The sequence below is a fragment of the Colwellia sp. MT41 genome (assembly GCF_001444365.1).
Lineage (GTDB): Bacteria > Pseudomonadota > Gammaproteobacteria > Enterobacterales > Alteromonadaceae > Colwellia > Colwellia marinimaniae.
Genome location: NZ_CP013145.1, coordinates 820,699 through 842,536 on the forward strand (window position 1 = coordinate 820,699; position 21,838 = coordinate 842,536).

General features: G+C 37.9%; 21 protein-coding genes, 1 tRNA gene and 1 pseudogene. 16 read left to right on the top strand and 7 right to left on the bottom strand.

The window, feature by feature from the left end; all coding sequences use genetic code 11:
* Window positions 1–6: 6 nt before the first annotated feature.
* From CMT41_RS18495 to aroQ, 4 genes are all read right to left on the bottom strand, one after another.
* Complete coding sequence (locus CMT41_RS18495) at window positions 7–162, bottom strand: oxidoreductase-like domain-containing protein (protein WP_082606413.1); 156 nt, start codon at window positions 160–162, stop codon at window positions 7–9.
* A 249-nt stretch (window positions 163–411) separates the two neighbouring features.
* A complete protein-coding gene (gene accC / locus CMT41_RS03480; protein ID WP_057179809.1) occupies window positions 412–1,758 on the bottom strand; it encodes an acetyl-CoA carboxylase biotin carboxylase subunit in 1,347 nt (448 codons plus the stop codon).
* Window positions 1,759–1,790: 32 nt separating this feature from the next.
* A complete protein-coding gene (accB, locus tag CMT41_RS03485) occupies window positions 1,791–2,228 on the bottom strand; it encodes an acetyl-CoA carboxylase biotin carboxyl carrier protein (RefSeq protein ID WP_058026371.1) in 438 nt (145 codons plus the stop codon).
* 90 nt (window positions 2,229–2,318) lie between these two features.
* A complete protein-coding gene (aroQ, locus tag CMT41_RS03490; RefSeq protein ID WP_057179811.1) occupies window positions 2,319–2,780 on the bottom strand; it encodes a type II 3-dehydroquinate dehydratase in 462 nt (153 codons plus the stop codon).
* 324 nt (window positions 2,781–3,104) lie between these two features.
* On the opposite strand from aroQ, the gene CMT41_RS03495 reads away from it, so the two are divergent.
* The 3 genes from CMT41_RS03495 to CMT41_RS03505 are packed head-to-tail and all read left to right on the top strand — an operon-like array spanning window position 3,105 to window position 7,306.
* Window positions 3,105–3,560, top strand: a complete 456-nt coding sequence (locus tag CMT41_RS03495; protein WP_197410247.1) for a hypothetical protein — start codon at window positions 3,105–3,107, stop codon at window positions 3,558–3,560.
* Window positions 3,538–4,821 (top strand): TonB-dependent receptor, encoded by a 1,284-nt coding sequence (locus CMT41_RS03500; RefSeq protein ID WP_058026372.1) that lies wholly within the window; start codon window positions 3,538–3,540, stop codon window positions 4,819–4,821. The genes CMT41_RS03495 and CMT41_RS03500 overlap by 23 nt, the downstream gene beginning before the upstream one ends.
* A gap of 13 nt (window positions 4,822–4,834) precedes the next feature.
* A complete protein-coding gene (locus CMT41_RS03505; RefSeq protein WP_058026373.1) occupies window positions 4,835–7,306 on the top strand; it encodes a putative bifunctional diguanylate cyclase/phosphodiesterase in 2,472 nt (823 codons plus the stop codon).
* A 90-nt stretch (window positions 7,307–7,396) separates the two neighbouring features.
* Here the strand turns inward: CMT41_RS03505 and CMT41_RS03510 are convergent, their stop codons facing one another.
* Both CMT41_RS03510 and cutA read right to left on the bottom strand, forming a co-directional pair.
* Entirely contained in the window at window positions 7,397–9,280 is a 1,884-nt protein-coding gene (locus tag CMT41_RS03510) for a protein-disulfide reductase DsbD (RefSeq protein WP_058026374.1), read from the bottom strand.
* Window positions 9,281–9,285: 5 nt separating this feature from the next.
* Window positions 9,286–9,597 carry a divalent-cation tolerance protein CutA gene (cutA, locus tag CMT41_RS03515; RefSeq protein ID WP_057179815.1) on the bottom strand — a complete coding sequence of 104 codons (312 nt, stop codon included), beginning with the start codon at window positions 9,595–9,597 and terminating at the stop codon, window positions 9,286–9,288.
* A 144-nt stretch (window positions 9,598–9,741) separates the two neighbouring features.
* Between cutA and CMT41_RS03520 the strand changes: the two genes are divergently transcribed.
* The 12 genes and pseudogenes from CMT41_RS03520 to CMT41_RS03565 all read left to right on the top strand — a co-directional run bounded on the left by CMT41_RS03520 (window position 9,742) and on the right by CMT41_RS03565 (window position 19,978).
* Window positions 9,742–10,260, top strand: a complete 519-nt coding sequence (locus CMT41_RS03520) for an FxsA family protein (RefSeq protein WP_058026375.1) — start codon at window positions 9,742–9,744, stop codon at window positions 10,258–10,260.
* A gap of 306 nt (window positions 10,261–10,566) precedes the next feature.
* Window positions 10,567–10,857 carry a co-chaperone GroES gene (locus CMT41_RS03525; RefSeq protein ID WP_057179817.1) on the top strand — a complete coding sequence of 97 codons (291 nt, stop codon included), beginning with the start codon at window positions 10,567–10,569 and terminating at the stop codon, window positions 10,855–10,857.
* Between the two features lie 69 nt (window positions 10,858–10,926).
* Entirely contained in the window at window positions 10,927–12,576 is a 1,650-nt protein-coding gene (gene groL / locus CMT41_RS03530) for a chaperonin GroEL (RefSeq protein WP_058026376.1), read from the top strand.
* 226 nt (window positions 12,577–12,802) lie between these two features.
* Complete coding sequence (locus tag CMT41_RS03535; protein WP_083494204.1) at window positions 12,803–14,005, top strand: tyrosine-type recombinase/integrase; 1,203 nt, start codon at window positions 12,803–12,805, stop codon at window positions 14,003–14,005.
* A gap of 18 nt (window positions 14,006–14,023) precedes the next feature.
* Window positions 14,024–14,929 (top strand): hypothetical protein, encoded by a 906-nt coding sequence (locus CMT41_RS03540; RefSeq protein WP_058026377.1) that lies wholly within the window; start codon window positions 14,024–14,026, stop codon window positions 14,927–14,929.
* A gap of 205 nt (window positions 14,930–15,134) precedes the next feature.
* Window positions 15,135–15,332: a helix-turn-helix transcriptional regulator gene (locus CMT41_RS03545; RefSeq protein ID WP_058026378.1), complete on the top strand. Its 198-nt coding sequence runs from the start codon at window positions 15,135–15,137 to the stop codon at window positions 15,330–15,332.
* Complete coding sequence (locus CMT41_RS03550) at window positions 15,329–15,820, top strand: helix-turn-helix domain-containing protein (RefSeq protein ID WP_058026379.1); 492 nt, start codon at window positions 15,329–15,331, stop codon at window positions 15,818–15,820. Before CMT41_RS03545 ends, CMT41_RS03550 begins: the two co-directional genes overlap by 4 nt.
* On the top strand, window positions 15,804–16,907 hold the full coding sequence (locus CMT41_RS03555; protein ID WP_198149781.1) for a tyrosine-type recombinase/integrase: 1,104 nt from the start codon (window positions 15,804–15,806) through the stop codon (window positions 16,905–16,907). Before CMT41_RS03550 ends, CMT41_RS03555 begins: the two co-directional genes overlap by 17 nt.
* Window positions 16,908–17,062: 155 nt before the next feature.
* Window positions 17,063–17,611: a recombinase family protein gene (locus CMT41_RS03560; protein WP_058026381.1), complete on the top strand. Its 549-nt coding sequence runs from the start codon at window positions 17,063–17,065 to the stop codon at window positions 17,609–17,611.
* A gap of 215 nt (window positions 17,612–17,826) precedes the next feature.
* Window positions 17,827–18,012 carry a hypothetical protein gene (locus CMT41_RS18975; RefSeq protein ID WP_157466266.1) on the top strand — a complete coding sequence of 62 codons (186 nt, stop codon included), beginning with the start codon at window positions 17,827–17,829 and terminating at the stop codon, window positions 18,010–18,012.
* 30 nt (window positions 18,013–18,042) lie between these two features.
* Window positions 18,043–18,120, top strand: a pseudogene (locus tag CMT41_RS19875) (helix-turn-helix domain-containing protein); the annotation flags it as partial.
* A gap of 337 nt (window positions 18,121–18,457) precedes the next feature.
* Window positions 18,458–19,978, top strand: coding sequence for a hypothetical protein (locus tag CMT41_RS03565; protein WP_058026382.1), 1,521 nt, complete (start codon window positions 18,458–18,460; stop codon window positions 19,976–19,978).
* A 337-nt stretch (window positions 19,979–20,315) separates the two neighbouring features.
* Here CMT41_RS03565 and CMT41_RS18980 read toward each other — a convergent pair.
* Window positions 20,316–20,408 (bottom strand) — tRNA-OTHER (locus CMT41_RS18980).
* A 346-nt stretch (window positions 20,409–20,754) separates the two neighbouring features.
* Between CMT41_RS18980 and CMT41_RS03570 the strand changes: the two genes are divergently transcribed.
* Window positions 20,755–21,624 carry a DUF2971 domain-containing protein gene (locus tag CMT41_RS03570; RefSeq protein WP_058026383.1) on the top strand — a complete coding sequence of 290 codons (870 nt, stop codon included), beginning with the start codon at window positions 20,755–20,757 and terminating at the stop codon, window positions 21,622–21,624.
* The last annotated feature ends 214 nt before the right edge of the window (window positions 21,625–21,838 follow it).

Sequence of the window (21,838 nt, forward strand, 5' to 3'; positions counted from 1 at the left end):
TGAGTTTTACTCAGTCTTGGCTTGTTCCCTGCGTTTTGCTTCTTCTATGCGCCATGTTTGTAATTCAAGGTAATAACCATCCCATACACAAGGGTTACAGGCACCACCACCACAACAATCATCGTCGGCCGGCGCTAGGGGTTTTTCATGGGAATTGGACATAAGCGTTGTTAACTCAAAATAAGTGAAATATTTACCGCGCTAGAATAACAAAAAAGCTCTGCATTTGCAGAGCTTTTAATATGTACAGGATGTACGGTATTCAGAAAATGCAGGACGCACATTTTCGATATGTACAGGATGTACGGTATTCAGAAAATGCAGGACGCACATTTTCGATATGTACCAGATGTGCACTAGCTCACGGAGACAGCAGGTCTAGGAGTGAGCAATAGTGTTTTCTAATAAAAACTAGTCAAGTTCAGCTAACTTCTGTTCTAAGTAATGAATGTTAGCACCACCATTAACAAAACCTTGATCATTTAAAATATCTTGATGCAAAGTAATGTTAGTTTTAATACCGTCAATCACTAATTCGGCTAAGGCATTACGCATACGCGCAATAGCAACATCACGGTTATCACCCCAAGTGATTAGTTTACCAATCATAGAGTCATAATGTGGCGGTACAGAATAACCAGCATAAATATGAGAATCCCAACGTACACCTAAACCACCTGGTGGGTGGAAACGGGTAATCTTACCCGGTGACGGAATAAAAGTACGAGGATCTTCAGCATTTATACGACATTCAATTGAGTGACCTGAAATTTTAATATCGTCTTGGGTATATGATAACGGTTGACCAGCGGCAATACGTAGTTGCTCTTTGATCAAGTCAACACCCGTGATCATTTCTGTTACTGGATGCTCAACCTGAATACGGGTATTCATTTCAATGAAGTAGAATTCACCATTTTCATATAAGAATTCAAACGTACCAGCACCGCGATAGTTAATCTCAAGACAAGCATTACAACAACGCTCACCAATTTTGGCGCGCATTTCAGGAGTAATACCTGGTGCCGGTGCTTCTTCAACTACTTTTTGGTGACGTCGTTGCATTGAACAATCACGCTCACCTAAGTGAATTGCGCTGCCTTGGCCATCAGCAAGGATTTGAATTTCAATATGACGTGGATTTTCAAGGAATTTTTCCATGTAAACCATATCATTTTTGAAAATAGTACCCGCTTCTTTTTTGGTTAAGGCAATAGCCTCGACCAATTCTCCTTCACTACGCACTACGCGCATGCCACGACCACCACCACCACCAGCCGCTTTAATGATTACCGGGTAACCGATGCGTTTGGCATGAGCCTTATTTTGCGCATTATCTTCAGTCAATGGACCATCAGAGCCAGGTACACAAGGCACTCCCGCACCTTTCATCGATTTTATTGCCGCAACTTTATCACCCATAATACGGATGCTTTCTGCCGTTGGACCGATAAAGATAAAACCAGAGTTTTCAACTTGTTCAGCAAAATCAGCATTTTCTGCTAAAAAACCATAACCAGGATGAATAGCAACTGCATTGGTTACTTCTGCTGCGGTAATGATTGCCGGAATATTAAGGTAGCTATCAGGTGCGGGTGCTTTACCAATACAAATGGTTTCATCCGCTAACAAAACGTGTTTAAGGTCTTTATCAGCAGTTGAATGAACAGCCACGGTTTTGATACCAAGCTCTTTACAGGCGCGCAATATTCTTAAGGCAATTTCGCCACGATTGGCGATAACAACTTTATCTAACATGGAATAACCCTTATCTCTGAATATATACGGGCTTATTCAATGATGAATAGCGGTTGGTCAAATTCAATGGCGTCTTCATTTTGCGCTAAAATTTCTTTAATAACGCCAGACTTGTCCGCTTCAATTTGGTTCATCATTTTCATTGCTTCAACAATACATAAAGTATCGCCAGCATTTACATGTTTACCGACTTCAGCAAATGCGGGTGCATCAGGTGAAGCGGAAGCATAGTAAGTACCAACCATAGGAGAACGAACGATATGACCAGTAGGTGCTGGAGCTGCTACTTCAGCAGGAGCCACTGCAACTGGGGCAACCGGAGCAGCTAAAGGAGCCGCTTGCATTACTGGGGCCACTGCAACAACGCCACGGCAAATGCGTACTGATTCTTCACCTTCAGAGATCTCTAGCTCGTTGATACCGGACTCTTCAACCAGTTCGATAAGTTTTTTTATTTTACGAATATCCATTGGGACACCTTAAATTAGGGTTACTAAAATTAATATTTTTTAATATAGGTTAATGTTTGGTCATTAACTGTTACGGTTTGTAATTGATGGTTATTTGTCGTTTGCTGCTTTGTTTAGGTATGTGCTTGCCGCTTCTAGGGCGAAGCTATAACCTTGCGCACCAAAACCGCAAATAACACCTAGGGCAATATCAGACAAATATGAGTGTTTTCTAAAAGCTTCACGCGCATGCACATTTGATAAATGCACCTCTATAAAAGGTATGGCCACAGCAAGCAAAGCATCTCGAAGGGCGACACTAGTATGAGTATATGCAGCCGGATTAATGATGATAAAATCTACCTGCTGGAAGCCTTGGTGAATCGCATCGATTAATTCATGCTCAGCATTGCTTTGTAAATGTTTTAACTCAATATGTTTTTCAGTAGCTTGTTGGCTCAACTCAGCAATAATGTCAGCTAAGCTTTGTGTACCGTAGATGCTAGGCTCGCGTTTACCCAGCATATTCAAATTTGGGCCATTTAACACTAAAACTGTAAACTTTGTGCTCATCTTCTGTTAAAACACCATTAAAAATCATTAGGGCTAATAATTACACAAAATAACGGTGCTGTGAACTAAAAAGGTTAATTTTCCACTGTTTTTTTGTTATTGGCGATAATCACTGTGTTTTCGAAGAATATAGCTGCAAAGTACTGGTCAAACCTCTTTATGTAGCTACAGGTGTTTGATTTATTACTGATTTGGGCTATCATTACCTAGTTATAGTTATTACTGTATTGATTTTAAAAGTATTTTTACATTTGTTCAGCTTTATTGTAGGGCTTCCTTATTAAACACTATTTTCTGGCTATTGTACTTATGCTAGCGTGCCTTGTGACCCCACAAGTTGCAGCTATTGAAGTAGTCACTCACCCACAAGTTACTGAACGTAGCTTAACTAAATCACAGTTACGGCGTATTTACACTATGCGTCAGTTACGCTGGAGTGATAATCAAGCGATCACGGTATTTGTTTTACCTAGTCAGCATGCACTCCACCAACGTTTTGCTAAAGAGCGTTTGCAAATATTCCCCTATCAACTGAATCGTATCTGGCATAAATTGACTTATTCAGGTTTAGGCGTGGCACCGACGGTGGTAAAGTCTGAACAAGAACTTATCCAAGCCGTCAGCAACACCCCTGGCGCTATTGGTTATATAGGTGAGGCAACGTTAATAAAATTAAGTCAAAGCTTTAATGACTCTAGCAGTCAACAGCCACTTAATATGGATGATGGGCAAAAGGTTAGCGGTAAAGGAGTATTAAATGTTGTCAAAATTAAAGACTAATGCTGCTGTAGAAGTATCTAGCAGAGTTAATAATTTGTCTGGGGCTCGAAGTTTGCTTGCTCGAACATACTTGTGCACTTTTTTGTTAGCCGCTTGTGTGGTGACTAGCGCACAAGCAGAAGAGGGTACAAGTTATGCTAACTCGCAAGACTTTCAACTACATGGTTTTATTTCACAAGGCCTTATTGACGTAAACGGTAGTGATTTTGTTAATGATGACGGTGGACTATCGGCAGAGCTAACCGAAATTGGTCTCAATGCTTCCTATCAATTAACAAATAAGTTTCGCTTGGCCGCTCAGGTAGTTTATTTAGATGGTGGCAATCGTTATTCACAAGGTGCCCGAGTAGATTATGCGCTGTTAGATTGGTCCGCGTATACTAATGAATCTTGGCAGGCTAACGTATATTTTGGCCGATTTAAAAATAATCATTGGCTTTATTCCAGCTCTCGAGATATTCCCTTTGCTAGACCCAGTATTATCCTACCACAATCTGTTTATTTTGATGGTTTTAGAGATATCGCTGTGGGTAGTGATGGTATCGCGGCGAAATTAAGTCACAGTACCGATGAATATGGTAATTTTGATTGGCAATTAAGCTATGGTTCCTCACCTATTTCAGATGAACAAACTAATAATATATTGAGTGAGTATGCTCAAGGGACTGCTGAGCAAGATTATGATGCGCAAGCAAGTATCTATTGGCAACCGGCATTTTCTTCATGGCGCTTTGGCTTATCATTACTTGATGCTGAATTTACTTATGAGCAGGGGAGTCATGACTCTTTTTTCGATGCGGATTTTACCTTTCAATTTTATACCATTAACGCCATTTATGCAGGCGAAAAATGGGAGTTTAGTGGTGAAATATATCAGCAACGATTTACCATAGATGGCTTTTATTCCCCAGATTTTCAACTAGATAATATTGGTCAGGGCTTTTATTTACAATCACGCTATAAGTTAACGCAACAATTAACCTTGTTAGCTCGATATGAAGATTTCTACCTAAATAAAGAGGATAAAGACGGTAAAAAATTACAACAGATAACCGGCGGAGCTATTCCATATTATTTTGCTTTTCATAAAGATATCACCCTAGGTGTTAATTACGACATTACTAGTAATTTTAGCATGCGTATGGAGTATCATTGGGTAAAAGGTGCGGGCAGGCTAACGCCTGTGGTCGTGCCTAATGCCATCATTAATAATACTGAAGATTGGCAAATGTGGGCCGTACAATTGATGTATTGGTTCTAGCAGTAGTATTACCATGAATAAAAAATTTGTTAGTGTGCCAACCAAACTATTGATACTGATTGTATCAACCTTACTCTTTTTAGCTGTAGGTTTCTCCTCGCTGTCCTATTGGCGTTTGCAGCAAGATTATCGAGAATTTCAGCAAAATAATACTGTGCAAGGGCAACTGCAAGTCAACTTACACAATAATATCTTGCGTACTAAAATAACGGTCTGGTTAGAAACATTCACTGATTTGATCGAATTATCTGAGCAAGATGACTTCTCTTCTCTAACCAAACAGCTTGAAAAACAATATGACGCTTTGCAATTACACCTCAATGTAGAAGATATTTGGCTAGTGGATGATCATCAAAATATTTTGTTTTCAACCAACGACTTCCCTCAAGCTGTACAGGAAAATATTGCCCAAGTGTTCAGGCTACAAGAGCCCAATCATAGGATTTATTGCCCACAAAACTGCCAATTACTGTTGAGTTTACCCTTGCTCAATAAGCTAGGAAATATGGTTGTTGTCACTATGAGCACTTCATTAGTTGATATGCTGTTTGCGCTAAAGACCACTTTAGCTAGGGACGTAGCAGTTATTCGTATCGTAAAGCAAGATAATAATGTCATTAATATTGCCAGTGCAAAAATTATTTCAGCCTCGAATATGAGACTAACGGAGTCCTTGTTAACATTGCATCAGTCTGACTCAACGTTAGATACTATCCTTGCACAGGGCCTGCAACTTAATATTGGTAATAATAGCTATTTACTTAATTTACTTGAGTTGGCCAATCAGGGAAAACAGGGGTTTTATTTAGTCTTAATTGATGATGTATCGGCTTTTAAGGCTAAGAATGATGCTTATCAACTGCGTTTTATTGTCTCTTTAAGTATTATTTTTATCTTGTTAGCCGCCTTTGTTTATTATATCTCTAGTCCGTTTACCAAACGATTATTGTTACTCTCTAATGCACTGCCTTTGTTGGCGCAAAAAAAGTTTGATGAATTTCGACAAGTTGATCTAAAAAGGCCGCGCATTTTTGCTGATGAGTTGGATGTGTTAGCGCATGCATCACAAGAACTTAGTTATGAACTAGAGCAGCTTAACTTAGTGGTCGAGCAAAAGACCAAAGAGTTAGAAAATATCGCGATGTATGACCTACTTACTGGCTTGCCCAATAGAAATATGCTGAACTATCAGCTACGTAAATCACTTGCCAATATTGCTCGCCATAAAAGTGGTGTCGCGGTACTGTTTCTTGATTTAGATGACTTTAAAAAGGTTAATGATAGTAATGGTCATAATATCGGCGATAAACTACTGATCCAAGCAGCAGAACGTGTGCGCGTTTGTGTTGGCGATATAGATTTAGCCACTCGTTTTGGTGGCGATGAATTTGTCATCGTACTCAGCCATCTTGAAAATATTGGCGAGGCTATTGAAGTCGCTGAAAAGGTACTGTTACAGTTTAAAGAGCCGATTAAATTGGGTTCAAATGTATTCTATGTCTCTACCAGTATCGGCATCGCTTATACCGAGTCGGCTATTGAGAAGTCTGATGACTTGATCAGTCATGCTGATATTGCCATGTATGAAGCAAAAGATAACGGTGGTGGACAATATCATATTTACCATCCCGAAATGTTTCAACGTGTTGCCCATCGAGTTATGCTCGAAGGTGAAGTAAGGCAGGCGCTAGCCAAGCAACAATTTAGTTTAAGTTTACAGCCACAAATCTGTGCTAAAACGAAAAGGCTATATGGTTTTGAGGCACTTTTACGCTGGCAGCACCCTGAACGCGGTATGATCTCCCCGGAAGACTTTATCCCCATTCTAGAAAACTCACAGCACATGATTGAGCTCGGTTATTGGATTATCCGTCGATGTTTCGAGTTAGCGGTAGCCATTAAAAAATATGGTTTAACTAATTCACGAATAGCCATTAACTTATCTGCTGGCCAGTTTATTGATAGTAATTTACCGCACTTCTTAACAGAATTATTACTAGAATTTTCTCTTCGCGCGCAGGATTTTGAATTAGAGTTAACCGAACAAACCTTAGTAAAAGATATGGATCACACCATCGCCATGATGCAGTCGTTAAAAAGGATTGGCTTTAGTTTTGCTATTGATGACTTTGGTACGGGTTATTCATCACTAGCCTATTTAAAGAAAATGCCGGTGGATGTTATAAAAATAGATAAAAGCTTTATTTTTGGCATGCTGGAAAATCATTCTGATTTTCAAATTATCACCTCAACTATTGCTATGGTAAAAAACCTAGGCTTAATCGTGGTGGCGGAAGGAGTTGAAACTAAAGCGCAATTACGTAGTTTGACTGAAAATGATTGCGATATTATTCAAGGTTACTATTTCTCTAAGCCAATACCTGAAGCAGAATTGTTCGCCGTGTTAGATAAACACACCACAGCAGGTTACTGGAAAGTTCCTAAAGAAGTTACTATGGACGTAACTGAAGGTAAGTCAGCCTAAGACAATTAATCTGTTTGGCTACTGTTCAGTCAATCTAAGCAAGATAGACTGAACAGATTTCACTGATAAATTGACTATTCAACCGTTTAACTATTTAAATATTGTTTGAATGTGAGCAGTAAACTCAGTGGCATTTATAAAGCCGGTGGTGCGCTGCTTGGTTAATTCCTTGCCTTGTAAATCAAAAAACAAAATGGAGGGTAAGCCTAGGATAGTATAATGCTGAACAAGCTCGGCATTATTGATAGAATCAAAGTCAGTCATATCAATCTGTAACCAAACACTATTACTTAGCGCTTGTTGGACCTGGCTATCAGTAAAGGTATACTTTTCAAACTCCTTACAGGCAATGCACCAATCCGCGTACAAATCTACCATCACAGTCTTACCTTGTTGATTAGCATTTTTTACTTCGTTTTGCAGTTGCGCCAAAGACGTTACTTGTTTAAAACTAGCATGCTGAGCACCATTGCTAACAGTACTAGTGTTTGGATAGACTAGTTGGTAGGCCATATTAGCGCCAAAAAACAACATTAAGAAAATAACTAAAGAACGCAAGCCGTACCAGAAACCTTTTTCTTGCTGGTTTTTTTGCGTTGCCGCATGATTTTGGTTGGCAACATAGAAATAACTAGCACTGACTAATAGCAATAATGCCCATAGCGCTTGGCTAGCAACTTCTGGAATAAATCGCTCAAGTAAAAATATCGGGACGGCTAACAATAGTAAGCCGAAGATATTCTTAATGATATTCATCCAGGCTCCCGCTTTTGGTAATAACTTGCCGCCAGAGCTGCCTAGTACTAATAAGGGTAGACCCATGCCCAAACTCAGCGCATATAAAGCAGAGGCGCCAAGGACGACATCACCTGTTTGTGAAATATACAACAATGCCCCTGTTAAAGGTGCGGTAGTACATGGTGAGGCGACCAGTCCTGAGATCACGCCCATCATTAACACACCGGCATAGGAGCCACCTTTTTGTTGGTTACTCATGGCATTAAGCTTGTTTTGCCAACTAGCAGGTAAGGCTAAATTAAACAGACCAAACATAGAGAGGGCTAGGAAAACAAATAAAACACTTAAACTAATCAGTACGATAGGGTGTTGAAATACCGCTTGAAACTTGGCTCCTGCTAAAGCAACGACAATACCGAGCAAGGTATACGTTACCGCCATACCTTGTACGTAAACAAAAGATAAGGTAAACGCTTTCTTCGTGGTTAAGGGGGTGCCTTTTTTACTTTGGCCAACAATAATCCCTGTTAAAATAGGGTACATAGGAAACACACAAGGCGTAAATGACAACAATAAGCCGCCGACAAAAAAAGCTATAAGCGTTAACAACAAACTTTCTTGCTTGAGCATATCGACCAGCTGATGTTGCTCACTTTGTTGAACTTCACCTTGCTTTAGCTGAGTCTTATTATTGTTATTTACCGTACTAGTATTTGCGCTATTGTCACTTGTGCTAAGTAAGGATGAAAATACGGGGGCGTTATCAAATGAACTTATTTTACTTAATTCTACTACCTTACTGGTGGGGGCATAACATAGGCCTTTTTCCGCACAACCTTGATAGGTGATTTTGATACTGCCATTACTTGAGACCTGTTCAAGATTTATGATGAAGCTTAAGTGTTCAATAAATACTTTTTGAATACCAAAAAATTCATCTTCATGGTCTATGCCTTCAGGTAACTCAACCGGAGTAAAGGTAATATTTTCACCCTTAAACTTAAATTGATGACGGTAAAGGTAATAGCCAGGAGCTATATCAAAGCTAACTTCTAACTGGTTATTTTTTTGATAAAAGTTAAAGGTGAATGCTTGGTCTACTCTTAAGAATTCATCATCATTACTAAACAAGCTAGTGTTAGATATATCAAAAATTGATTGCTTCTCTTGCGCTACCGCCGGAAGAATCGTAAAGGTTGTTAATATAATTAAGCATAGGGAAAGTAAATTTTTCATTCAGTCTACTTCAAAGAATTGGAGATCCAGTTTAAATAATGCTTATCACCTTGCTGGATATTCAAGGCAATAACTTCCACCACGTCATACGGGTGTAATTGATTAATTCGTTTGTTTAAGGCGGCGAAGGTGTTTTCATCGGTTTTTATCAGCAATTGCACTTCATTATCACATTGCAATTCGCCTTGCCAATAATATACTGAGGTGATGTTAGGGATAATATTAACGCAGGCAGCAAGTTTTTCTGTAACTAATTGCTGAGCAATATTTTTGGCTACGGTTTCATTTGGGCACGTTGTTAATACTAATTGATACAATTTTGTTACCTAATTTCTGCAATCTTGTTGATAGTATACCCTGAGTATTAAGGAAAACTTAGGGTTAATATTTATACTCATTCACTGTCCTTGAAAAAGACCTGTTGAGCCCAATATAAGTTTCATAGGAAATAAGGAATTATTATGTTTCAACTATTATTTGTGCTGTTTATCATTATCCCGGTTATCGAAATAGCGGTAATTATGCAAGTGGGTGCCTTACTTGGCATTTGGCCAACCATTGCCATTGTTATTTTAACTGCTTGGTTAGGGGCTAAATATGTCCGTCAACAAGGCTTGGTAACGTTACAGTCAGTACAAACTAAAATGGCACAAGGTGAAATGCCCTCGGAAGAAATAGTCACAGGCTTAATGTTATTAGTGGCCGGTGTTTTATTAGTAACACCTGGCTTTGTTACCGATATTTTCGGCTTATCGTTACTGGTACCTAGTGTACGTAACGCTATAGCCAATAAAGTACAACAGCATATCAAGGTTAATCAGTTTGGCGCAGGCGCTGCCTTCAATCACGGCGCATCGGGCAATGTCTATCAACATGAAAATACCAGTGGGCCATTTACTTCGTCTAGAACTTCAGCCAATGATCCGCTTTCACATCATCAAGGCGAGACTTTAGAAGGTGAGTTCAAGCGTAAAGATTAGTGAGAGCAAACCCATTACCTAAGCACTTTGCACGGGTCTAAAGAGCAATATATTAGTACTTTCACTGTCAATCGTTCGCGATTACCCAAGCAAGCGCTTTGAGGTGATAAATGACCCGCAGTGAATTAGGTAAAATTAATCAATGAAAAGGGTATTGGATAGATTTAGCAGACTAAAGTTTTTTCTCTTAGGGCTTGTGAAGATTTATTTTATCCCCATTACTATTAGCAACAAAGATTGGTGTTAAATGCCTGTTAGTCATTTAATCACTACTTTATACAACAGACATCATTTAGGAGAAAAAAAATGGCTATTCGTCCACTACACGATCGTGTAATTATTAAACGTAAAGATGCAGAATCAAAATCAGCTGGCGGTATTGTTTTAACTGGTAGTGCAGCAGAAAAATCTACCCGTGGTGAAGTTATTGCCGTAGGAAATGGTCGTATTTTAGATAACGGTGAAGTTCGTGCTTTAGACGTTAAAGTTGGCGATAACGTGATCTTCAGTGAAGGTTATGGCGTTAAAACTGAAAAAATTGATGGTGAAGAAGTTCTTATTTTAAATGAATCTGACATTTTAGCGATTGTTGAATAATTCACTAATTTTTAACTTGATGTTGAGCATAATTTTGGCTCCATCCCAACAAATTAATAGGAAAAGATAATGGCTGCAAAAGAAATTGTATTTGGTAATGATGCACGTGCAAAAATGTTACGTGGTGTCAATATTTTAGCTGACGCGGTAAAAGTAACGTTAGGTCCTAAAGGCCGTAATGTTGTGTTAGATAAATCGTTTGGTGGTCCAATGATCACTAAAGACGGTGTAACTGTTGCGAAAGAAATTGAATTAGAAGATAAATTTGAAAACATGGGCGCGCAAATGTTAAAAGAAGTTGCGTCTAAAGCTAACGATGAAGCGGGTGACGGTACTACTACTGCTACTGTTTTAGCGCAAGCTATTGTTAACGAAGGTTTAAAATCTATTGCTGCGGGTATGAACCCAATGGATCTTAAACGTGGTATCGACAAAGCGGTTATCGCCGCAGTTGCCGAGCTTAAAAAATTATCTCAAGATTGCACTGACAATAAAGCCATTGAGCAAGTTGGTACAATTTCAGCTAACTCTGATGAAACTGTTGGTAAAATCATTGCTACCGCTATGGAAAAAGTAGGTGCTGAAGGCGTTATCACTGTTGAAGAAGGCCAAGCCTTAACTGATGAGCTAGATGTTGTTGAAGGTATGCAATTTGACCGTGGTTATTTATCACCTTATTTCATCAACAACCAAGAAAATGGCAGTGTTGAATTAGAAAACCCGTTCATTTTATTAGTTGATAAAAAAATCTCTAACATCCGTGAATTATTAACGACGTTAGAAGCTGTAGCTAAATCAGGTAAGCCATTACTTATTATTGCTGAAGATGTTGAAGGCGAAGCCTTAGCAACTCTAGTGGTTAACAACATGCGTGGCATTGTTAAAGTTGCCGCAGTTAAAGCGCCAGGTTTTGGTGACCGTCGTAAGTCGATGTTACAAGATGTCGCCACATTAACTGGCGGTACAGTGATTTCTGAAGAAATTGGTTTAGAACTTGAAAAAGCAACCTTAGAAGACTTAGGTCAAGCTAAACGTGTTGTTATCACTAAAGATACCACTATCATCATTGATGGTATTGGTGATCAAGCTGATATTAAAGCACGTGTTGATCAAATTCGTGGTCAAATTGAAGAGTCATCTTCAGACTATGATAAAGAAAAATTACAAGAGCGTTTAGCTAAATTAGCTGGCGGCGTTGCGGTTATTAAAATTGGCGCAGCGACTGAAATCGAAATGAAAGAGAAAAAAGCTCGAGTAGAAGATGCTTTGAGTGCTACCCGTGCTGCCGTTGAAGAAGGCGTAGTTGCTGGTGGTGGTGTTGCTTTTGTTCGTGTAGCTCAAGCCATTAAAGATTTAGAAGGCGCTAACGAAGATCAAACACACGGTATTAATGTTGTTATCCGTGCGATGGAAGCTCCTCTTCGTCAAATCGTTGCTAACTGTGGTGATGAACCTTCAGTGGTACTTAATGAAGTACGTAATGGTAAAGGTAACTTTGGTTACAATGCCGGTAACAGTACTTATGGCGATATGTTAGAAATGGGTATTTTAGACCCGACTAAAGTAACTCGTAGTGCTTTACAGTTTGCTGCTTCGGTTGCAGGCTTAATGTTAACTACTGAAGCTATGATCACTGATGCACCAACCAAAGATGCTGGCGGTGCTATGCCAGACATGGGCGGCATGGGTGGTATGGGCGGCATGGGCGGCATGATGTAAACGTATTGTCCCAATACTAGCACTTCCTAGAAAATCCTAAAAAAGCCCGTAAGCTTATAGTTTACGGGCTTTTTTGTTGACTTCACTTCCTAAATAATTTCATAATATCCCACTGCTTCCTAGAATTACTAGGGGTTGAAGAGGGGTATCACTACTATTGAACTCCTTATTCTGGGTGGTTTTTATATGCGTACCCCTCATTTTGTACCCCTCTTAGGAGATTTTAATGTCATTAACAATACAAGAAATTAAGAATATATCCTGTCCTGATGGTAAGTCACAGATCAAACGTTCTGACGGTAATAACTTGTTTTTACTGGTTAAAAGTAGTGGCGCTAAGCTTTGGCGGCTTAGGTTTAGGCATGCTGGCAAGTATCAAGAAATGGCTTTAGGAAAGTACCCCTCCATATCCCTAAGTGAAGCACGTAAATTGGCAGAGGAAGCAAGAGCCTCTCTAATTAATGGTATTAACCCAATGGATGAGCGAAGAGAGAGAAAACGCGCTAAAACAACGTCTAAAGATAAGCTGTTTGAAACAATAGCCTTAAAGTGGTGGGAACAACAAAAAGACTCTTGGTCAGAAGATCATGCAGCACGTGTTAAACGTTGGTTACAGATTGACTCTAAAACTATATGTAATCTTCATATTGAAGAGATTGATGCGGGGCATATTACTGAATTAATGTTAGCTATTGAAGCGGCAGGCACACCTAAAAAAGCACCTAATATATTAGCGGTAATAAATAGGGTATTTGGTTATGCGCTGGCGCATAGGTTAACGCGAAGTAATCCCGCTCAAGGATTACCGCTAGGCGATATAATAAAGCCTTTACCTCCAGTAAAGCATAGAGCCGCAATTGTTAAGCCAAATGAGCTTGCTCAATTAATCAAAGACATAGATTTATCGCAATCAGGTAACTATTGCACGATTGAGGCACTTAAATTAATTCCTAGGGTCTTTTTAAGACCTACCGAAATAAGAAACTTAAAATGGGAATATATCGATTTTGATGATCTTTTAATTCGAATACCCGCCGAAACAATGAAAAAAAAGCGAGAGCATTTAGTACCAATGTCAAAGCAAGTTGCTCTGCATTTAAAAGAAATTAAAGAGGTGACTGGTTATTCTCAGCTTGTATTTCCAAATGAAAGAGATAGCAGTAAACCGATGAGTAAGAATGTATTAACGAATCGCTTGCGAGATCTAGGTTATCCCGCTGATGTTATGTCAGCTCATGGTTTTAGAAGTACAGCATCAACCATTTTGCATGAAAAGGGCTGGAACTCTGAAGTAATTGAAGTACAACTTGCTCATTTGACAGGAACAGCAACATCAAGAGCTTATAACCGTTCCCTGTATTTGGCAGAAAGGAAAAAGTTAATGCAGGAATGGGCAAACTATCTAGATGAATTATCTAATAAAGAATAACAAAGGCATGCAAAAATAATGAATCAACTATTTAAATTTGAAGAGTGGCTAACACTTGAAGATGCCGCTAATCACATTTCTATCAAGTTTGGGCGGCCTGTTACACTAGCTCATTTATATCAATTTTCTTTAAGTGGGGATTTGAAGCTTTCTGCAAATTTTGTTAACCCTGCAAAAGCAAAAAAAGTAACGCTTATTAAAAAGGAAGATATTAAATATAAAAAAATTGTGCCTAAAGGCATAAAAGACTTCCCTCAAACAGGTGGTTTTAAGGTTCCAACTAATGCGCAACATCCAATATCAAGGGAACTTTGGGTCGAAAGCATAGAAGCTCAGGTAGTTTCTCTATCTGGAGTGTGGGACTTATCGATGATTGGCACTGAAAAATTTAGTATTAAGCAGCTACATCAGCAAGAAATATCATCAGATATAGAAGTTAAAGTACCTGAAGCTATGAGTGTTTATGTTAAAGGAGCTAAGGAAACCTATGAGTTACAATTACTTTTAACTATGGAGCAGTATAGAGAACAGCACAATACCCCACTAGTAAATGGAATGAGGTCTAAGATACTTGATTGCGCTCTAGCTTATCCAGCAAGTAGGTTGGATGAACTGGATTATGTGTTGGTCGTGAAAACGAAAGAAGTAACAAGGTTTATTCAACGGTTAGGAGGCACACCGCAGGAAGTTAAACCGCCAGCACAAACAGCTTATAAGAAAAATACTGATAAATTAGAACAACGTAAAGTCAATACTCAAGCCAGATATCAAAGATGGCAAGATGAAGCCGATAAAATTCAGGAGGACAACCCTTCAAAGCCTGAAACGTGGGTAGCTGATAAAATAGCCAAAATGCTAATCGCCGAAGGAAGAAGCTCAGCTAGAATCAGAAAAATGATAAATAATAAAGAAAGATGGGCGTAAACTGTTCGCCCAATATACCAGATGCAACCTACTGTTTTTAAACAAGTTCAATCAATTTTTCTTTTTACGCCTTCATATTCTGAAACTTAATGGCTATTAATATCAATAAGTTATGTTTTGGGCGTTTTCATTTTAGGGTATTTTAACGCCCAAATCGCTCATCTAGTATCTCAATCGTTCCCATTAACGAGTAAGAGGTATTAAAATGTCCAAGAAAATAATTCGCCTACCAGAAGTAAAAAACACAACTGGCTTGTCACGTAGCACTATATATTTATATATGAGCAAAGGGATCTTCCCTGCGAGTATTTCACTCGGAACACGCGCGATCGGCTGGCTTCGAAGTGATATAGAGCAGTATCTTGAAGATAGAATAACGGCAAGTAAAGGTCGTGCTCTATGAAACGAACACATAACCCTAACAAGTGCAAAATACATCGCAGCTATACCGTTATTGAGGTTAGTGAAGCGTTAGGATATCACCCCAAAACAGTCCGCAATTGGATTCGTGCGGGATTACCAGTTGTAAATGAAAAACGCCCACTCTTAATTTGTGGTGTTGATTTAAAGATTTACTTAAAACAAAAGCGCAAAACTTACATGCATCAATGTGAAGTACATGAAATGTATTGTTTCAAATGTAAACATCCTAAAAACCCAAGCATCGAATCACTACAGTTTATAGCAAAGCCTGCAGGCATGGCGCAAATGACAGGGCGTTGTGAAGAGTGTGGATGTAAAACAAATAAGTATGTTTCTTGGCGTGATGTAAACCAAATTTGGCTTGAACTCGGAGGGAAATTACCGATAGCTGAAAAACACTTAAACCTGAGAGGTACAGCTCTCTTAAATTATCCTTTTAATACGGTATTTGATGATGAAAAAAAGTAGTGTAAATAATGTTCGAATTATACATGAGTACATCAAGTATTTGAGAGATGCAAAAGGCCAAAATCATTCAACAATTGATGGTGCAATGAAGTCAATTAATCGCTTTGAAGAACATACGGACTATCTTGATTTCAATAAGTTTAAGGCAAAACACGCAATTGTATTTAAGAAGCGTCTTCTTGCTCAAAAATCAATTGTGACAGGGGAAAAATTAAGTAAGGCAACAGTGCTTACTGCAACACGCCACTTAAAAACGTTCTTCCAGTATCTCGTCACACAAAAAGGTTACCGAGCCAAAATAAACTATAGCGATATTGAATATTTCAATTTGTCTGAAAAAGATACTCGCATTGGCAATACCAAGCGTAAAAGGAATGTGGCGACAATTGAGCAAATAATGCAAACCTTGGAAGTTATGCCTTTTTCAACTGCGATTGAAATGCGTGATAGAGCTTTAGTTGCCTTTATTATCCTAACAGGCGCAAGAGACAGTGCTGTTGCATCAGCTAAGATTAAACACATTGATATTGCCGAACAATGCTTTTATCAGGATGCAAGGGAAGTAAATACCAAGTTTAGTAAAACCTTCAGCACTTACTTTTTTCCTGTGGATGAATTGCCATCAACGATTGTGACTGAATGGATTGAGTATTTGATTAAAGAGCTTGGCTTTAAGCAAAGTGATCCGCTGTTTCCAAAAACTAAGTTGGCACACAACAAAAATCAGCAGTTTGAAGCTGTTGGTTTACTTAAAGAGCATTGGAGTAATGCAAACCCAATCCGAAAAGGATTTAAACAAGCTTTTGAAGCTGCTGGTTTTCCTTATTTTAATCCACATAGTTTTCGTAATACTTTGGTAAGGCTAGGTGAGAATCTTTGCCGAACACCTGAAGAATTCAAAGCGTGGAGCCAAAACCTAGGGCATGAAAGCGTGTTGACCAGCTTTTATAGTTATGGTGACGTGCCAGATTACAAACAAGCGGAATTGTTGCGTAAGTTATCCAAACCAGCTGAAAGTACTTCTTCAGATATGGAAGATAAATTTAAGCAATTTATGAAGTTTCAGGAAATGATGGGGGAAAAATAGCAGATTGAAGATATAAATGATGTACATTTTAGGCATAGTCAAAGTGTACGTTCATAATTAATTGCTATTGTGTTCATTTTAAGTTGATTTTGATTAAGTGTACGTATATTCTTATGACATCTAAGACTTAAAGTGAACACTTTCAAGGGATAAATATGAGTGGTAAACAAATCGGGTATATTCGTGTTTCGACAATTGAACAAAACACGGAACGACAATTAAATAAAATCCCACTAGATGAAACATTCACTGATAAATGTAGTGGTAAAGATACAAACCGACCTGCTCTGAAGGAGCTTATAAAGTTTGTAAGAAAAGACGATACAGTTCATGTCCATGATATCAGCCGAATGGCTCGTAATACCGAAAATCTTCTTACACTTGTTAAAGAGTTAACTGATAAAGGCGTAAAGCTTATATTTCACAAAGAATCTCTAACGTTCACTGGCGAAGATAACCCAATGCAGCAACTAATGCTGACAATGCTAGGTGGTATCTATCAGTTTGAGCGTTCTATGATGCTTGAGCGTCAACGTGAAGGTATAGCGATAGCCAAGCTAAAAGGGAAATATAAAGGTAAACCCGTCAACATTGAATTAAATGAAAACATCTGCGCACTTGCAAAATTAGGCACTAATAAATCTCAAATAGCTAAACAACTCAATTGTTCTCGAACAACAGTTTACAAGGCTCTTTCTAACTAGTTCGGCACCAGCCTAAAACAAAGTGCGAATCTTTACTGCGAATTATCATTTTTCGCAGTTTCAAAAAGTGCGAATTTACTGTTTTTCGCACTTTTAATTAATGCGTGAATACCTATAAGGATTAAAATTAATACGCTACAGCCTAGCCTAGTGGCTCGCAATACCGAAAACCTCTCACACTTGTTAAAGCGTTAACCGATTAAGGCGTTAAGTTTATATTCCACAAGGAACCCTTAACATTCACTTGCGAAAATAACCCAATGCAGCAACTGATGCTAACAATGTTGGGTGGTATCTATCAGTTTGAGCGTTCTATGATGCTGGAACGTCAACGTCAACGTCAACATCAACGTGAAGGTATAGCGATAGCAAAGTTGAAAGGGAAATCAGTCAACATTTAATTAAATGAAAATAACCGCGCACTTACAAAAGTAGGCACTAATAAATCTCAAATAGGTAAACAGCTCAATTGTTCTCGGACAACCGTTTATAAGGCTCTTTCTCACTAGTTTGTGATTGTCGTAAAGGCGAGCTTGTTCGCATTTCGGCCGTTAGCGCTTGTTTCTCTAATGGCACTCTTGTGGTATGAGTGAGCCTTAGTTCGTAACCAATGAGCAATGAAAAATAGGCTACTTCAAATGACTTCTTAGTGCGCAGACATTAGCAGGTAGTCATAGCTAACGTCCGCTTCAGGCTTATAGCTATCGTTGATTTTTATATATTGAACGTCCTCTTATAATTATCATCAGCATTTTTCGTCATGTTTAGCTATGTCTATTAAGGCTGGCTAATAACAAGTACAATCAAAATGTTATTAATTAACTAAGTATCTTAAGGTGTTAAGAAATGGTTGAATATGAAGATGATTTGAATTTAGGTAAACTTGGAGAATCAAAGCTAACAGAATGGTGCACCGCTGCCAGTTTAACATCTAATCAATCTTTAGAAGAAGATAAAATGGGATGGGATCATTTAATTGAATTCCCGTATGAAAAAACAAATCTTCCAAGGGATATGCAGGTAAAACCAATTGAATGTAAGATTCAGGTTAAATCAACATTGCGAAGAGACAAGGGCGTAAATATTAAATTATCTGCGCTAAAGCGACTCGTTGACTATACCTCTCCTGCATTTATTTTGTTTTATGAATTCTCAAACAAAAAAGAACCTATTTTAGACAACTCTTATTTGGTCCATGTTGATAAGCAACTAATTACACGAGTTTTAAAAAAAATTCGTCAAAATGATACTTCAACTAAAAAAAAGAAATTAAACGAAGTTAAAATTAAAGTTACATATAGCGGCAAGCATAAACTAAATGCTAATTCAGGTCTTACTTTAAGAGATGTTATTACTAGCTTTGTACCTAAAGGTATTGCTGAATACCAAAAACAAAAGCATGAGTTGACAGAAAGTGTAGGGTACGAAAAAGATGGCCTCGAATTTAAATTCGAGGCATCACTACAAGATTTTGATCAATTCCTTACTGAAAGTGCTCTCGGTATTACAGATTCATTTAATATTAATAACACAGTTCTCAATGACAATCGTTTTAACTTAAAAAATGGGAAAGTAGAAATAAAACGAATGGATGAAGCAAAAATTAGCTTGATGCCTAGTTCTGTCGATAAATGTAAGTTTCGTATTAAAACAAGTGAGTATTCTCCTGCGGTTACGTTTAATGCGAATTTTATAACAATGCCAAATATTAAAACGGGGAATAACTCACTTTATATAAAAACAAAACTCTTTAGTTACGAAATGTATGAATTTAATGAGTCCATTCATAATGCTAGGTTACATTATACGCTTGAAAATAATGTTGAATTGGGAGAGGCAATTAAATTCTTCAAGGTATTTACACCTGATAATTTAGTTAAAAAATTTATCTTTGAGCTTGAATTTCTTGAACATGAAAGAAATTTAACATTCACGGGTCAAATAAAACATGATTTTCCTGACGTTGCTTTACTTGTAGAATCAATTGACGTTTTAATAGGAAGCTATGAAATTGATAGTAATACCATAACGACCTTGGATAAACTTTACAAAGATAAAGACAAGCTTATTAATTTGGCGAACGTGATTCAAAACAAAGTTGGTGATTTCATATTTAGATTATCTCAAGGCAGCGAGCATTCAAATCAACAAAAAGTCAAAATCCCACTATCTATGGGCGTTTCAATAGGATCAATATCTATTGGAGTAGTAGCATTATTACATGGGGAAAAAATAGGTGATAATGAATATCAAGCTTATCAAGCTGAGGTGTTAGAAGTGCTAACATTTCACAACGAAAAACCCACTAAAGAATTATTAAAACAGTTAGAAGAAAAAGCAATTAATAGAATTAAATATAACAGTTAAATTTGATAATATGGCTAGTGACCGATTTTGTGGCAGTGCGGACTATTTACTGTGATAAATACGAGCCTAAATTAGGTCGGCTTTGTGGTAGCTACTGCCCTTTGAGAAGTCCGGTACATACACTTTAAGTTTTACTTTATAAATTCAATATTTCAAAAATATCCTAACGACAAGTTGGTGCGCATTAGAGACATTACCCGAAGAATTTTTTCCCTATATTTTCTAATGAAGAAATCATGTCATATGACTGAGAAGTATCCATAATAAGGTGCTATGTAGTATGGGATGACTTCTAGTTTAGGTTGCCAGCATCTTATTAATGCTGGCAAGTGGAATGTGGTGCGGGTTAGAGGATTTGAACCTCCGGTACTACTGGTAGGCAACCGTTTGTTTTCCAGTGACAATATTTGAGACTTTAGCAATAACCCGCAGGACCGTACCGCACCATTCAAACATCGTAGATATATCCATAACTTTTACTCCTAAGAATGTACAAACCAACGGAAAGACAGACGCAAGATACACAGCTAAAGACAAAATACCGCCACTTAGATCACTAATAAGCGCCATTTTACCCAATTTGGGACGTTCGAAAAATCAAACGTTATAAAATAGGCTTTCAATGTTACACTAAAAATAGTTCTAAGCAACTGAAAACCAACATAAGGGTTTTCAAGTCGGGCAAATTACAGTTGGCTGTTGTTCGTACCTCACACATTATAGCCAACTGTAATTAGCCGTTTAAAAAGGCGCTATGCATCTAATGGAACCTGAGCATGAATTCAAAGAATATCCGAGTATTTAAGTTTAGGTACGGTAATGAAAATGACCTTGATGCACTATTTGAGAATTATATGTGGTTCTCAGGCTTATCTGATTTAAACGATCCCTATGAGGGTTATGCATCTTTCAGTAAGGAAGGAATTGACGATGATTTTCGTGAAGTTTTTTTAGCTGCTGTTTATGCTAAAGAGCCTACAGATGGTGTTTCTCCATCCAAAGAAGCTCAAATTTACAGAAAAAATTATGAAAAAGACACAGGAAGAAGCTTTTCTGACTATGTTGATTTTAAAGCAGTAAAGGTTATTGAAAGCTTTTATGCTGAACACAAAAGTGACTTCAAAATCCTTTCACTTTCTCTAGCTAAAGATGACCATGAACATCCAGCACCTCTAAACAACATGTTGATGTGGTCTCATTATGCCAATGGTTTTAAAGGCTTCTGTGTAGAGTACGATTTTGACAAATTAAGACACTCTATCGAAACAAAGAATGCTCTACAACTAGCTACTTCACAAGTTAAGTACGCTACTGATGGCAAACTTCCTGTGATTAAAATGAAAACATTTATGCAGTCTACCATCGATGATAGTCGAGACTCATCATTAGAAATACTTGATGCATTTACTCGGAAAGAGCAAAGTTGGGTATATGAAAACGAAGTTCGATTTATGTCTGAACAAGGAGGGAAGCTATATTATGAACCAAGCTGTATTAATGCCGTGTATATCTCAGAGAAGACACCTAGCTGGCTGAAAAATAGCTTGTTATCTAATTTAGCTATAAAGAATGCAGGTATTAAAATTTTCCTAGTTAACTTACATTCGAGTGAGTATAAAATCGGATTTAGTAGAATAAATGCATAAAAAACCGTTCAAGTGGGAAAATACAGTTGGCTGTTTTCGCCAGCGTCGCTTATTTTAGCCAACTATCATTTGCCTCTTGGTAAGCGTTATTGATACAAAATCTAATCCAAATTAGCTTCACCACCTAAATTCCTAATGTCTTCTTTGTGGTACTTACCGCCCTTAGCACCTCATTTTATAAAATTAGTAAATTTCAAATGAAGTAGCCCTTTTG